Genomic DNA, 14,095 nt, shown 5'->3' on the forward strand with positions numbered 1-14,095 from the left:
GCGACCCCCGCGACCCCGGCGACCCCCGCGACGACCCCTGAGGGGCGCCGGCTCGCCGGCCGGTTCGACATCATCCCGCTGGAGGCGGTGCTGTTCGGGCCGGGCTCGGCCGGTTCCCTCGCCGCCGAGTGCGAGCGGCTGGGCGTCTCCCGGCTGCTGCTGGTGGCCTCGCCCAGCCTGGCCAGCCGGGTCGACCTGGAGGCCCGGTTCAACGACGCCACCGGCGGCCGGATCGCCGCGGTGTTCACCGGGGTGCGCCCGCACGTCCCGCACGACGTCGTGCTGGCCGCGGCCGAGGCCGCCCGGGCCGCAGGCGCCGACGGTGTACTCAGCGTCGGTGGCGGCAGCCCGATCGACCTGGCCAAGGCGGTCAGCCTGTGCGTCGCCGAGGACGTCCGCACGCACCAGGACCTGCTGCGCTGGCGGGTCGTGTTCGAGTACCCGGACACCGTCGAGATCCCGACCACCACCAAGGCGCAGCTGCCGCACATCGCGGTGAGCACGACGCTGTCGGCCGGGGAGTTCACCAGCATCATCGGGATCACCGACACCGAGCGGAAGGTCAAGGACCTCTACATCACACCCACCCTGGTACCCAGGATGGTCGTCCTGGACCCCGAACTGGCCGTGCACACCCCGCGGGACCTGTGGGCCTCCACCGGGATGCGGTCGGTCGACCACGCGGTCGAGGCGCTGTGCTCGACCACCGCGCAGCCGGTGACCGACGCGCTGTGCGCGGACGCGCTGCGGAGGCTGACCCGGTACCTGCCCGTCTCCGCGCGCGACGAGACCGACCTGTACGCGGCCACCCAGTGCCAGGTGGCGGCCTGGCAGTCAATCTTCGGGCTGACCAACGTGAACCTCGGGCTCAGCCACGGCATCGGCCATCAACTCGGCGCCCGATGCGGCGTCCCGCACGGCATCACCTCCTGCGTGATGCTGCCCGCGGTGCTCGAGTTCAACCTCGACCACACCCGGGAACCACAGGCCCGCATCGCCGAGATCTTCGCCGACGCCGCCGGGGTCACCACCGACCCGGACGCCGGCGCGGGCGAACTGGTGCGCCACTTCATCGCCTCGCTCGGGCTACCGACCCGGCTGCGCGACATCGGCGTCGAACCCTCGGAGTTCCCGGCCCTGGCCCACGACGCCATGGCCGACCTCATCGTGGCCTCCAACCCACGCCCGGTCACCGACGAGGCCGACGTCATCTCCATCCTCGAACGGGCCTACTGACATGTCGCGCCGTCCCGGGGGGCGTTCCGCGCCGGTCCGCTCCCCGGGACCGGCGCCCGAGGACGGTTACGATCGCAGGCGGGGTGAGGAACGTGGCTGAACGCGAGCAGACGGTCGGCCGCGGCGCCCTGCCCTCGCACACCGCCCGGCGGATCCTGCGCGATGTCCTGCAGCGCGGCCTGGAATCCGGCGACGCGCTGGCGGACGAATCCCGGCTGATCGAGCACTACAAGGTTTCCCGAGGAACCTTGCGTGAGGCGTTGCGGCTGCTGTCGTTCCTGGGCGCGATCACCATCAAGTCCGGGCCGCACGGCGGCCCGCGGCTGGCCACCCCCGGCCCGGCGGTCGTCGGCAGTGCCATGGGGATGGTCGTCCAGTTCCGGGGAGCCACCCTGCGGACGGTCTTCGAGGCGCGGACGGCGATCGAGCCTGCCGTCGCTGCGCTGGCTGCCACGCACCGCAAGGACGTCGACCTCGAGCGACTCGACGAGTCGGTCGCCGCGCTGCGGGCCGCGCAGAAGGTGCCGGGGCCGGAGTACGCAGCGCAGAGCGGACGGTTCCATCTCCGTGTCGCGGAGGCGTCGCACAACGAGGTGCTGGCGACCGTCGTGCCGGCGTTGGGGGCGATGACCACCACGGTGCCCTGGCGCTACCCGCGCGGTAGCCGCCCGGAGCTGACAGAGCGGATCAGCACCGTGGTGGAGGCGATCCGGACGTCGGATGCAGCAACCGCCTCCTCGGCCACGGCCAGCATGTTCGAATGGATCACCGAGGACCTGCAGCGCAACCAACGAGCCAAGATGGAGACCCGGATCCTGTGGCCGGACGTGGACGAGGTGCTCACCGACCAGCGCTATGACTGATCGGGCTCGTCGCCCGGCCCCCTGCTCACCGGCCATGCGATGCAGGGTCCCTCGGTCGTTCTTCGTTTGCGACAGATCACGTGCCCGCTAGCCTGGCGTGGGTGAGCCGCGAGAGCGCCGCGGAGTCCCGCGCCGGCGTGGAGCTGACCAACCTCGACCAGCCCCTGTTCGAGGGTGCGGACGCGACCAAACGCGACCTGGTGGACTACCTGGACACCGTCCGCGATCGCCTCCTCCCCGAGCTTCGGGACCGGCCGCTGTCGGTGATCCGCGTGCGACCGGGCCAGCAGCCGTTCATGCAGAAGAACCTGCCGAAGTACACCCCTGAGTGGGTACCGCGGACCACCGTGTGGGCCGAGGCGTCCCGACGCGAGATCAGTTACCCGCTGTGCAACGACCGGCGCACGCTGCTGTGGTTGGCCAACCAGCGCGCGGTCGAGTACCACCCGACCCTGGTCCTCGACCGGGCCGCCCACCCCACGCACATGGTGCTCGACCTCGACCCGCCGGCCGGCGACGCATTCGGTCACGTCGTCGGCGCGGCCCGGCTCGTCCGCCAAGCCCTGGCCGACGCCGGGCTGGCGGGCGCGGTCAAGACCAGCGGCGCGAAGGGCCTGCACGTCTTCGTGCCGCTCGACGATCAGGTGAAGATCGAGGACGCCGCGGCGGCGACCAGGGCCCTCGCCGCGCGGGCCGTGCGGCTCGACCCGGACATCGCGACGACGGCGTTCATCCGGGAGGACCGCGGCGGCAAGGTCTTCGTGGACCCGACCCGCTCCGGCGGCGCGACCGTCGTGGCCGCCTACAGCCCGCGGGTCCGCCCCGGCGTGCCGGTGTCCTTCCCGGTGCCGTGGGACGAACTCGACCGCGTGGCGCCGGCCGATTTCACCATCCGCACCGCGCCTTCGCTGCTGGCCGACGGGGATCCGTGGCACGAGTGGATGCCCGAGCCGCAGATGCTGCCCACGGACCTGATCGAGGAAGGCAACACCATCCCGATCCCCCGGGTGCAGGCGATGCACGAGGGGAAACGCCGCGCCCGTGAACGCCGGCAGTAGCAGTCGAGCGGTCGTCGGCACACCGTTCACGACCTCCGAATCCGCCGGCCACGACGGAGCCACCGGTCTTCGGCATTCGGTGGAGCGCGTATCACCGAACGCCGCGAACGAACGCGAAGCGGTCGAGGAAGTGCAATTCCCGCTGCGGGTATCTCTCGCGCATCTCGTCGAGTCCGGCTGCCAACTCATCGTCGGTGAAGGTGGACAGTACGGACATCCACTTGTTGCCGACCAGGTCGATGTAGTTCCTCCGGTCGACGGTGACCGGGAAGGCCTCGATCGTGCATTCCGTCTCGATCCCGGCCGCCCGCATGGCGTTCGCGATGCTCTCCGGCTCGGGTTGCATCGCCGCGAAGCGGCCCAGCGCTGCCTGGAACAGGGGGTAGTCGAGCCGCGGTGGCAGGGTGACCACCAGCATTCGACCGCTGGGTGCGAGCAGTTCGGCGAGTCCTCGCACGGTGCCGGGCACGTCGGTGACGTGATGGATCGTCTCCTTGATCAGGACGGCGTCGAGCTGCTCGTAGGGCAGTACCACCCGCCCGGCCGCGACGTCCTCGGCCGTGCCGTGGATCGGTCGCAGCCGCGGGTCTTCGGGCAGGTGGTGAAGCATCTCCGGCGAGGGGTCGACACACAGGATCGGTGCCTGTGGCGACGCCCGCTCTGCCAACCGGCCGAGGAACAGCCCGGTGCCCGCTCCGATGTCGGCGACCCGGGCGCCCGACGACATTCGGAGCCGAACCGCGATCTGTCCGCTCATCCAGGTGAGGTAATCGGATCGGTCCGACCAGGTGTCGTTGTCGCTGCGGGCGATCCTCCCGTAATGCCCATCGGTACGGTGGAAGCGATCGACGACATCGTTGTCCGGCATTGTTTCCGGGCGCTCATCCATGGTGCTCCTCCCACTCCGGCATTGATTCCGGGCGCACACTCATGGCATTCCCGCTCACCGGAGTCGTGAACGCAGCTCGCCGTCAGCGCACGGAGGGAGCCCGCTCGGTCCCGCGGTCGCGCCGCCGAAGCTCGTCCCGCACCGCCGGGGCGACCTCGGTGCCGAGCAGCTCGATGCTGCGCATGACGAGACGATGCGGCACGGAGCCGATGCTGGTCTGCATGAGATAGCGGGTGTGTCCGAAGAGCTCGTGGTGGCCGAGGATGGCCTCGACGACCTGCGCGGGGCTACCGACGACCGGGAGACCGTGGTCGGTGACGGCGGCGTCGAACCGTTCCCGGGTCAGCGGCGGCATCCCGCGCTCTCCGAAGATGGCGTTGAAATAGCCCGCGTAGTGCGGGAAGAAGTCGTCGGCCGCAGCCTGCGAGGTGGGCGCCACGAAGCCGTGGGTGTTGATGCCGACCGGCAACGGGCCCGACCCGGACTGCCGAGCACCCTCGCGGTGCGCGGTCAGCGAGGCCAGACCGTGCCCGGGCCGACCACCGATCAGCGCCAGCGCCATGGGGAGGCCGAGACGCCCCGCGCGGAGTGCGGAGCTGGGCGTGCCGCCGACTCCGACCCAGACCGGAAGCGTCCCCCGGACGGGACGGGGATACACGGCGGCGGCCTCCAGCGCAGGCCGGAACCGGCCCGACCAGGTCACGGGCGGGTCCTCACGCAACCGCAGAAGCAGCTCGAGGTTCTCCACGAACAGCGCATCGGAGTCCTGCGCCTGCCGCCCGAACAGCGGAAAGGATTCGACGAACGCACCGCGCCCGACCATCAACTCCGCCCGCCCGTCCGAGAGCACGTCGAGCAGAGCGAAGTCCTGGAACAACCGGACGGGATCAGCGGAGCCCAGCACGCTCACCGCACTCGTCAGCCGGATCCGGCTGGTGCGGGCCGCCGCGGCGGCGAGGACGACGGCCGGGTTGGACACGAACATCTCCGGGCGGTGGTGCTCGCCGACCCCGAACACGTCGAGGCCGACCTGCTCGGCCAGCTCCACCTCTTCCAGGACCTCGGCCATCCGCTGCTGCGGGCTGGTGGCGGCACCGGTGGTGGGGTCGGGTAGCGCCTCGCCGAAGCCGTACAGGCCGATCTCCATCGATTGTGGGCGCATCTCGACGGCTCCCGGTTCACGCGGCGCGGCCGGCCGGGCGACCGGGCCGGATCGGTACGGCTTCCCCGAACCGACGATTGAATTCTCACGTACCCGGTGCCGGGAGCGGATCCTGGGCACACCCGGGGACGCGATGTCGACGAGTCGTCAGCGCCCGTCGCTCCGGGTCACGTCGCGCACCGCACTCGCGTTCGGGCGGTCCCGGAGCGCCCGACGCCCGAACCGATGCCACCACCGGGGCCGAGCCGCCGGCCCGGCGCCCGTCGATGTCGGGACGGCGGGGGCGGGCGGTTGGTCGGCCGGCACTCGCCGCCCCAGGCGCCACTGCCCCACCACGTCATCCGCGTTCACCGGACCGATCCGCACCCGCGGGCCCGACGGCACCCGCAGCCAGTCCACGATGCGCAGGTTGAGCTCGGAAACGACGTCGCGCACCATCCGCTCGGACGGCAGGCCGCGGACCGTCTCCGGCAGACGGTCGACCTCCTTGCGCAGTTGCAGCGACGTGGGCAGTAACGCCTCCGTCGACAGCCCCTCCCGGCGGATGAACCCCTTCACCCACCACAGGTCGTCGGCCGGGCCGTCCAGCCCGGGCAGCGGCTTGCCCTTGCCCGGCAGGTCATCGAAGTCGCCGCGCTCCTGCGCCATCCGGATCTGCTTGTCCACCACCGACTCGTAGTGGAATCCGGCGTCGTTCACGGCGTCGCCCTCCCGAACCGCGCGTTGCCCCCGGTGACTCGACGCTACCGGCCGGCGGCGGCCCGAGGCTCCCGTGGGCGGTCTCACCGTGGCCCCGACGCCGGCGCTGCTACTCCGCCACGCCGATGTCCTCGTTCCACAGCTCCGGGCGCGCTGCGATGAACTCCTCCATCAGGTTCACGCACCGCGGGTCGTCGAGGATCGTCACCCGCACCCCGTGCTCGGCGAGCCAGTCGTGCCCGCCGGTGAACGTCCGGCTCTCACCCACGACGACGGCTCCGATCCCGAACTGCCGCACGAGCCCGCTGCAGAACCAGCACGGCGACAGGGTGGTCACCATGATCGTGTCCCGGTAGTCACGCTGGCGGCCGGCGTCCCGGAACGCCGCGGTCTCCCCGTGCGCCGACGGGTCGCCGTCCTGGACGCGACGGTTGTGCCCGCGGCCGAGCACCGTGCCGTCGGCGGCGAACAGCGCCGCGCCGATGGGGATCCCGCCCTCGGCCAGCCCGGCGCGGGCCTCTTCCAGCGCCACCTCGAGCATCGCCCCGGGAGTCGTCATGCGGTCAGCCTGCCACGCCGGCCGACCGGATTCGTTGCGCGCCGCACCGATCCCGCGCCACCGACGCGAGCCGCGCAGACCGATCAGGCGGACCGCGATCGAGCACACGGGCCGCCTGCGACCGGGAACGCGATGCCGGCTCGGGGCCCGTCGACCATCGCGACCGAAAGTCACGGCGATGTCCGGGTCGCCGGGTACCGTCGATCGTCGCTGGTCGCCGTCCGAGAGGGAAAGCTCGTGCTCTCCACGAAACCGGATTCCGAGTCGATCCCCCTGCCGTGCGCCGGCGACGCCGCCCGCGTGCGGACCCGGTTGATCGACCGGGTCGCGTTGGCCCACGACGCCTCGCACTACCTGTTGACGCCGTCGGCTGTCGTGACGGCACGGGATGCCGGGCACGTCGGTGAGTTGATGCGGGCCTGCGCCGCGCGCGGCACCCCACTCACCTTCCGCTCCGGCGGCACCAGCCTGTCGGGCCAGGCGGTGACCTCGGGGGTACTGGTGGACACCCGGCGGGACTTCCGCGGCGTGGAGGTCCGCGACGAGGGACGCCAGGTCTGGGTGCAGCCCGGAGCGACCGTGCGCTCGGCGAACATCCGGCTCGCCCCGTACGGGCGCAAGCTCGGGCCCGATCCGGCGAGCGAGGGCGCCTGCACCCTCGGCGGTGTGATCGCGAACAACTCCAGCGGGATGGTCTGCGGGACCGAGGCGAACACCTACCGCACGCCGGCCGGCATGGTGGCGGTACTGCCCAGCGGAACGGTCGTCGACACGGGCGCCGCCGACGCCGACGAGGCGCTGGCGGCCCAGGAGCCCGCGCTCCACGCCGGGCTGCTGCGGCTGCGCGACCGGGTACGGGCGTCGCCCGAGTCCGTCCGCCGGATCCGGGCACAGTTCTCGATGAAGAACACCATGGGCTACGGGCTCAACTCGTTCCTCGACTTCGACCGACCGGCCGACCTGCTCGCGCACCTGGTCGTCGGCAGCGAGGGGACGCTCGCCTTCGTGGCCGAGGCCGTGTTCAACACGGTTCCGGTGAAGCCGCACGCCGCCACCGGCCTGGTCGTCTTCGACTCCCTCGCCGCCGCCACCGACGCCCTCCCGGCGCTGGTGGACAGCGGTGCCGCCACCCTCGAACTGCTCGACGCCGCATCGCTGCGGGTCGCCGCCGGAGACCAGGTCGCAAGCGCGGCGCTCCGCAGCCTGACCGTCGACCGGCACGCCGCGCTGCTCGTCGAGTACCAGGAGATGGCGCCGGAGGAGCTCGCGGCGCGCACCCTGCGCGCCGCTCCCCTGCTGGCCGGGCTGCCCGGACTCGCCGGCGAGGCACTGCTCAGCAACGACGCGCGCGCCCGCGCCGACCTCTGGCACATCCGGAAGGGCCTCTACGCGGCAGTCGCCGGCGCTCGGCCGCGCGGCACGACCGCTCTGCTCGAGGACGTCGTCGTCCCGGTGCCACGGCTGTCGCACACCTGCACGGAACTCATCCGTCTGTTCGCCGAGCACGGCTACGCCGGCGCCGTCATCTTCGGCCACGCCAAGGACGGCAACATCCACTTCATGCTCGACGAGACGTTCGAGCAGCCCGGGGGCCGGACCCGCTACGCCCGGTTCACCGACGAGATGGTGGACCTGGTCCTGGGTGAGGAGGGCTCGCTCAAGGCCGAGCACGGCACCGGGCGGGTGATGGCCGGTCACGTCCGCCGCCAGTACGGCGACGAGCTCTTCGACGTGATGCGCGAGATCAAGCGCCTGTTCGACCCGCACGGGGTGCTCAATCCCGGCGTGGTCCTCAGCGAGGACCCGGAGGCGTACCTGCAGGACATGAAGAGCGTCCCGCAGACCGATCCCGAGGTCGACCGCTGCGTGGAGTGCGGGTTCCGCGAGCCGGTCTGCCCCAGTCGCGATCTCACCCTCACGCCCCGGCAGCGCATCGTCGTCCGCCGCGGGATGGCCGTCGCCCGGGCCACGGGCGATCACGAGACCCTGGCCGCGCTCGACGCCGACTACCGCTACGACGGGGTCGAGACGTGCGCGGCGGACGGCATGTGCCGGACCGCGTGCCCGGTGCTCATCGACACCGGGAGCCTGGTCCGGCGGCTGCGCGCCGAGGACCGCGGGCCCGTCGTCCAGCGCGCGGGTTCGCTGGCGGCCGGGCACTGGTCCGGGGTCACCCGGGCGGCGGCGATCGGCCTCGACGCGGCGGGCGCGCTCCCCGCGGCGGCGACGACGGCGACCCGGCTCGGACGCCGGGTGCTGGGCAGTGAGACCGTGCCCGAGTACCGGCCGGGCCTGCCGCGCGGGGGGCACCGGCGACCGGCGGCGGCCGATCCGGCCGCGCCTGCCGCGGTCTTCCTGCCCACCTGCACCGGGGCCATGTTCGGACCTGAAGCGGGGGGCGAGGGGAGCACCGCCGCGTTCCTCTCACTGTGCGCACGGGCCGGGGTGGAACTCGCCGTGCCACCGGATGCCGACCGCCTGTGCTGCGGGACTCCCTGGTCCTCCAAGGGCCTGACCAAGGGCAAGGAACGCATGCACGAGCTGGTGCGCGGCTCGGTCTCGTCCCTGGAACGCGGCCGCGGCATCCCCGTCGTGTGCGACGCCTCGTCGTGCACCGAGGGTTTCCGCACCACGCTCGGGGCCGGCGGCGTCGAGGTCGTCGACGCCGTCACGTTCGTCCGCCGCGAGGTGCTACCGCGTCTGCAGGTGCACCGCCGCTGGCCCTCGCTCGCGCTGCACCCGACGTGCTCCTCGGTCCAGCTCGGCATCGACGCCGACCTGCGCGCGATCGCCGACGTCGTCGCCGACGTCGTCGTCGTTCCGGTGGCCTGGGGCTGCTGCGGCTTCGCCGGGGACCGCGGGCTGCTGCATCCCGAGCTCACCGCCTCCGCGACCGCCGCGGAGGCCGCCGAGGTCCGTGCAGCCGCGCCGGCCGTCCTCGCCTCGTGCAACCGCACCTGCGAGATCGGGATGACCCGGGCCGTCGGCCGGCCGTACCACCATGTGCTCGAGCTCCTCGACGCCGCGACGACGCCCGGAGAGCCGCTCCCCTGCGCGATGTGGCCCGCGCCCGAGCAGCCGAACCGCTGCTGAGGGTCGACCTGGAGAACACAGCCCTCGGACCGGGCTCCGGGTCGACGTCTCAGCTCGTCACGAACCCCTCGTAGCCGGCGTCCTTGCACTCCTGCCATTTCTGCAGGTAGGTGGGCAGCCCTCCCGGGTAGTTGAGCATCTCCCGCGGCTTCCCGGGGATGTTGGCGCCCATGTACCAGGAGTCGGCCTTGACGAACAAGCTCGGAGCGACCAGCTCGGCGACGTGCTCGCGCCACGCCGTGTCCGCGGCCGGAGTCGTCTCGATCCGGGTGACGCCCTGCTCCCGCAGGTGCACCAGCAGGTCGATGATCTCGTCGCCCTGCAGCTCGGCGCACGAGGGGCCGTTGCAGAACCCGGACGGGCTCTGGGGGCCGTAGACGAACAGCAGGTTCGGGAAGTTCGCGGTGGCGACGCCCAGGTGGGCCTCGACCCCGTCCGCCCACTTGTCCTGCAAGGTCGCCCCGCTGGTCCCACGGATGTCGAGCGCGGTCAGTCCACCGGTGACGGCGTCGAACCCGGTGGCCAGCACCAGAATGTCGAGCTCGTGCACACCGTCCGCGGTCTGGACGCCGTTGGCGACGATCCGCTGGATCGGCGTCTCGCGGAGGTCGACGAGACTGACGTTGTCCTGGTTGTAGATGTCGTAGTAGTTCTGCTCGAGACAGGGCCGCTTCGTGCCGAACGGGTGCGGCGGATCGGTCGGCGCCAGCTTCTCGGCCAGCGCAGGATCCTTGATCCGGGCCCGGACCTTGTCCCGCCAGAACTCGTAGGCCGAGTTGTTGGAGTTCTGGTCGAACAGGACGTCCTGGAACGTCGCGAGCCAGAAGTGGAAGCCGCCCTTCGCCCACAGCTCCTCGTACCGGGCGGTGCGCTCCTCGGGCGAGAGATCGGCGGCCGACTGCGGGATGAAGTCCATGTCGAACGCCGCGAACGTCTCGGCCCGCATCTTGAACCGTGCCGGGTACTCCTCCTTCAACCGGCGCTGCGCCTCGTCGTCGAGCTTCCGCTGCCGCATGGGCAGCGCGAGGTTGGGGGTGCGCTGGAAGACCGTGACGCTCGCCGCGTCGCGACCCGCCTCCTGAATCACCTGGACGCCGCTGGCTCCCGTGCCGATGACCCCGACGCGCTGGCCGGTGAGGTCGAGGCCGTCCTGCGGCCACAGGGCGGTGTGGTGCCAGGTCCCGCCGAAGTCCTCCAGGCCCTCCAGGTTCGGCAGGTACGGCTTGGCCGCGAACCCGGTGCAGAGCACCACGTAACGCGCCCTGGTCGTCGAGCCGTCGTCGGCTCGGACGAGCCACTGGCGGCTGTCCTCGTCGAACTCCGCACCGGTGACCCGCGTGTTGAAACGGATGTCGCGACTCAGGTCCAGCTTCTCGTCGACGTAACGGAAGTACTGCCGGACCTCGTCCCAACCCGGGTACAGCTCGCTGAAGTTCCAGTCCCGCCACAGGTCCTCGCGGGAGTACTGGTAGATCGGTGCGTTGGTGTCCACCCGGGCACCCGGATAGCAGTTCCAGTACCAGATGCCACCGAGACCGGCGCCCGCTTCATAGATCTTCACGGAGAACCCGAGCTTCCGCAGCCGGTCGAGCTGGTACAGGCCCGCGAACCCCGCACCCACCACGAGAACGTCGAGCTCCTCGACCTTTCCACCGATTCCCACCTGGCCCGTTTGCGTCGCAGTCACGTCGCTCGCTCCCTCTCCGAGGGCGATCGGAATCCTCGCTCCAACCGCACGGGTGGATAGGTGACGAAAGGTAGTTCCGGAGGAAAGACGACCGTGTCTCAGCTTCGGACATTCGCTTCGGGCCGACCCGACGCGCACGACGAGCCGTGATTCCCAGGCGTTCCCGGCCGCACGCGCGGGACGACGCCGACGGTCGCCGGATGGAGGCATCGCGGCGACCGGGGCACCCGAGGCGGCGTCCTGCTGCTGGTCCCCGGCCCACTGTGGATCCGGTTGACGGGGATCCTGCTGGGCTGGTTGGTGGCGCTGCAGTACGCCCTGTTCAACATGGACGAATCCGTCGAGCACCGGGTGCTGAAGGCGGGCTACCCGGCGGGGACGGCCCAGGCCCTGCGGGACGAGGCGACCGCCGATGAGCGCGCGGCGGCCGCGGCGCGGTACGCCTCGCGCTACCGGCCGGGGATCGCTCGGCGCGACCCCGAGTGATCGTCGCGATCTCCGGACCACTACAGGCCACGGCCGCCCGCACCCGGGCGATCCTCTTCAGCCGAGGGCTTCGGCAGCTTCCCGGAGTCGGCGGACGCCGAGGGTTTCCAGGCCGGGCAGCGACTCGGCAAGTGACCGGATGGTGCCGAGCCTGATGCGCGGAGGGTCGTCGGCCAGCGCGGTGGTGGCGATGCGGGACCACTGTTCGCTGATGGCGGTGTACGCGTCTGCCGCAGGGGAGGCGGTCGCCCCGAGGCCGCGGGTGAGGTCGGTGAGGAACTCGGCCTGGAGGCGGCGGAACAGGCTGCCGCCGGTGCCGGCCTTCTCGATGAACACCGCGAGGGTCCGAAGCGCCTGGTCCAGGGTGGCGTCGTCGAAGGCATCAGGCCAGCGCTGCAGGTCGTCGACGAAGATCTGGACGCCGGCGAGACCGGAGCCGTGCACCGTCTCGACGTCCGCCCCCGCGGTGACGGCGGGTCCGCCGTTCTGGTCGAGCATCGCGTTCGCCGCGGCCGCGCAGGCCTCGGCGGCCGTGGCCTGCAGCGGGGGGAGCTGATCGGGGAAGCGCATCGGGTAACAGGTGTGCCGGGTGGGCATCGGGAACGACGTGGACGACCGTGCACGAGCGAGGTCGGCGTGGGTGATGGTCTGCGGATCGGAGCGGTCGTTGTCGACAACGGTCACGGTGTGCGCGGGGTCGTCGTAGCCGATGACCACGATGTCGTGCCGGCTCATACGCATCCGGACGTTGAGATAGGGCAGCTCGCGCATGTCGGCCCAGCACAGCAGGGGCCGGCCGGCGTCGAGTTCGTCGCGGACCCAGCTCCAGCCCTCGGCAGGGTCGTCGGTGGCACGGACCTCGACCCGGATACCGAGGCGGGCGCACAACTGGGTGGTGAGCTCGGGCCCACGGCCGACGAGGTAGAACGGCGAGCCGAGCCCTGGAGCCCGGAGGTAGCTGAATCCCAGGGCGCCGCTGAGGCCGAAGACCATGCCTTCACCGAGTGGGACGTCGTCGTAGTGCAACTGGGCCCAGTCCAGCAGGTCACGCATGGCGCCGGAGCCGCAGTGGCCGGCGAGCTGGTGGGGGTAGGGCTCGACGTGGGCGCGGTCAGCCATGGGTGGTCTCCGGTCTCCGGGTCGGGCTCGTGGGGTTGCCGATGGCGGAGAGGCCGGGGTGCAGGGCCATCGCGCCGTAGCGTTCGAAGTGCGCGAGCTGCACGACGACGAACGTGGCCCGGGCGGTGAACCGGATCGGGCCGTCCGGCGCGGCGCCCTCGGCGATCATGTGGAGCTTGCGGCCGTCCCGACTGTCCAGACGCGCGGTGATCCGGTGGGTCTGGTGCAACGGGACGGGCGCGAGGTAGTCGACCTGAAGGCTGCGGGTCACCGCCGGCTCACCGACGACGTAGAGCACGAAGCCGAACAGATCGTCACAGGCGGCAGCCACGGCGCCGCCGTGGGTCAGGCCGGGGGCGCCGATGTGCCGCTCGTCGAAGGTCACATCGGTGACGACGGCGTCGCCGGCACGCACCACCTCAAGATGGATTCCGGCCGGATTGTCCGGACCGCAGCCGAGGCAGTGCGGGCTGTGCGATGGCAGCGGGACCTGCTCGGGGCCGGTCATCGTCGACCCGGGCGAGATGGCATCGGTGGGCGCTCCTGGACTCGGCTTCGCTACGCGTCAGTTTGCTTGACAAGCATGGCGGTCGTGTCAAGATCTGAGGTGTGACCGAGCGTCGACCGCGTTTCCCGGGTGCCGCGCGGTCGCTACTGCGTGATGCGGTACTCGACGCCGCGGGCCGCACCGTGCTCGAGGTCGGTTGGCAGGCGGCCCGGATGGCCGATATCGCTGCCGCGGTCGGGGTGAGCCGGCAGACGCTCTACGCGGAGTTCGGGTCGAAACAGGCGCTGATGCAGGCACTGGTGGTGCGCGAGGCACAGCGGCTGGTGGAGGCGCTCGGCGCCGTGCTGCAGGATCACCCGGATGACGCCGGCGCGGCGGTGCGCGCAGGCTGCGAGTTCGTGTTGCGCCGGTCGCGCGCGGACGACCTGGTGAAGACGATCGTGTCCGGTCCGGATGAGACGGAGCTCCTGCCGTTGGTGACCACCGAGGCCGCTCCGATCGTGGGGTTGATCTCGCGGGCGTTCACCGACCACTTCGGTCGATGCCGGCCCGGCACCGAACAGCGCCGCGCCGAACTCGTGGGTGACACGCTCGCGCGGCTGATCATCACGCATGTGCTGCTCCCCGACCATGCGGTGGAGTTCGCGGCCGAGGGCATCGCCGAGGTCCTGGGCTCGTACCTGCGTGAGATGACCGCGGATGCGGGCCGCCCCCGGGAGACGTGATCCGAGCCGGC

Annotated in this window: 13 protein-coding genes; 6 read left to right on the forward strand and 7 right to left on the reverse strand. The window is 71.6% G+C overall.

From position 1 onward, the window contains the following. The 3 genes from HF519_RS05435 to ligD all read left to right on the forward strand — a co-directional run. Window positions 1-1,236, forward strand: a 1,236-nt coding sequence (locus HF519_RS05435) for an iron-containing alcohol dehydrogenase (protein ID WP_169410711.1), incomplete at its 5' end; no start/stop codon positions are given. A 92-nt stretch (window positions 1,237-1,328) separates the two neighbouring features. Then, entirely contained in the window at window positions 1,329-2,099 is a 771-nt protein-coding gene (locus tag HF519_RS05440; protein WP_169410713.1) for a FadR/GntR family transcriptional regulator, read from the forward strand. A gap of 101 nt (window positions 2,100-2,200) precedes the next feature. Continuing rightward, window positions 2,201-3,157 (forward strand): non-homologous end-joining DNA ligase, encoded by a 957-nt coding sequence (gene ligD / locus HF519_RS05445; protein WP_169410715.1) that lies wholly within the window; start codon window positions 2,201-2,203, stop codon window positions 3,155-3,157. Between the two features lie 91 nt (window positions 3,158-3,248). On the opposite strand, the gene HF519_RS05450 is transcribed toward ligD, so the two are convergent. The 4 genes from HF519_RS05450 to HF519_RS05465 form a co-directional block, all read right to left on the reverse strand. Then, window positions 3,249-3,914: a class I SAM-dependent methyltransferase gene (locus HF519_RS05450; RefSeq protein WP_246242533.1), complete on the reverse strand. Its 666-nt coding sequence runs from the start codon at window positions 3,912-3,914 to the stop codon at window positions 3,249-3,251. A 214-nt stretch (window positions 3,915-4,128) separates the two neighbouring features. Then, on the reverse strand, window positions 4,129-5,208 hold the full coding sequence (locus HF519_RS05455; protein ID WP_211169591.1) for an LLM class flavin-dependent oxidoreductase: 1,080 nt from the start codon (window positions 5,206-5,208) through the stop codon (window positions 4,129-4,131). 147 nt (window positions 5,209-5,355) lie between these two features. Then, window positions 5,356-5,907: a DnaJ family domain-containing protein gene (locus HF519_RS05460; RefSeq protein WP_312859916.1), complete on the reverse strand. Its 552-nt coding sequence runs from the start codon at window positions 5,905-5,907 to the stop codon at window positions 5,356-5,358. Window positions 5,908-6,016: 109 nt separating this feature from the next. After that, entirely contained in the window at window positions 6,017-6,466 is a 450-nt protein-coding gene (locus HF519_RS05465) for a nucleoside deaminase (RefSeq protein WP_246242535.1), read from the reverse strand. 237 nt (window positions 6,467-6,703) lie between these two features. Between HF519_RS05465 and HF519_RS05470 the strand changes: the two genes are divergently transcribed. After that, complete coding sequence (locus tag HF519_RS05470) at window positions 6,704-9,559, forward strand: FAD-binding and (Fe-S)-binding domain-containing protein (RefSeq protein ID WP_312859917.1); 2,856 nt, start codon at window positions 6,704-6,706, stop codon at window positions 9,557-9,559. A gap of 49 nt (window positions 9,560-9,608) precedes the next feature. Here the strand turns inward: HF519_RS05470 and HF519_RS05475 are convergent, their stop codons facing one another. Next, window positions 9,609-11,246 (reverse strand): flavin-containing monooxygenase, encoded by a 1,638-nt coding sequence (locus HF519_RS05475; protein ID WP_312859918.1) that lies wholly within the window; start codon window positions 11,244-11,246, stop codon window positions 9,609-9,611. A gap of 246 nt (window positions 11,247-11,492) precedes the next feature. On the opposite strand from HF519_RS05475, the gene HF519_RS05480 reads away from it, so the two are divergent. After that, window positions 11,493-11,732, forward strand: coding sequence for a DUF5313 family protein (locus HF519_RS05480; RefSeq protein ID WP_281358429.1), 240 nt, complete (start codon window positions 11,493-11,495; stop codon window positions 11,730-11,732). A 57-nt stretch (window positions 11,733-11,789) separates the two neighbouring features. On the opposite strand, the gene HF519_RS05485 is transcribed toward HF519_RS05480, so the two are convergent. Both HF519_RS05485 and HF519_RS05490 read right to left on the reverse strand, forming a co-directional pair. Beyond that, the gene (locus HF519_RS05485; RefSeq protein ID WP_169410721.1) at window positions 11,790-12,851 is read right to left on the reverse strand and encodes a BtrH N-terminal domain-containing protein; all 1,062 of its coding nucleotides are present in this window, start codon (window positions 12,849-12,851) and stop codon (window positions 11,790-11,792) included. Then, window positions 12,844-13,266: a PaaI family thioesterase gene (locus tag HF519_RS05490; protein ID WP_312859919.1), complete on the reverse strand. Its 423-nt coding sequence runs from the start codon at window positions 13,264-13,266 to the stop codon at window positions 12,844-12,846. Before HF519_RS05490 ends, HF519_RS05485 begins: the two co-directional genes overlap by 8 nt. Window positions 13,267-13,460: 194 nt before the next feature. Between HF519_RS05490 and HF519_RS05495 the strand changes: the two genes are divergently transcribed. Then, window positions 13,461-14,084 (forward strand): TetR/AcrR family transcriptional regulator, encoded by a 624-nt coding sequence (locus HF519_RS05495; protein ID WP_169410725.1) that lies wholly within the window; start codon window positions 13,461-13,463, stop codon window positions 14,082-14,084. Window positions 14,085-14,095: the final 11 nt, after the last annotated feature.

Source organism: Pseudonocardia bannensis (assembly GCF_012911875.1).
Lineage (GTDB): Bacteria > Actinomycetota > Actinomycetes > Mycobacteriales > Pseudonocardiaceae > Pseudonocardia > Pseudonocardia bannensis.

What these genes read in the sequence shown, in the direction of transcription:
- HF519_RS05450 (WP_246242533.1), bottom strand. Translation starts at nt 3,914, where the DNA reads ATGAGCGGACAGATCGCGGTTCGGCTCCGAATGTCGTCGGGCGCCCGG.
- HF519_RS05455 (WP_211169591.1), bottom strand. Translation starts at nt 5,208, where the DNA reads ATGCGCCCACAATCGATGGAGATCGGCCTGTACGGCTTCGGCGAGGCG.
- HF519_RS05465 (WP_246242535.1), bottom strand. Translation starts at nt 6,466, where the DNA reads ATGACGACTCCCGGGGCGATGCTCGAGGTGGCGCTGGAAGAGGCCCGC.
- HF519_RS05485 (WP_169410721.1), bottom strand. Translation starts at nt 12,851, where the DNA reads ATGGCTGACCGCGCCCACGTCGAGCCCTACCCCCACCAGCTCGCCGGC.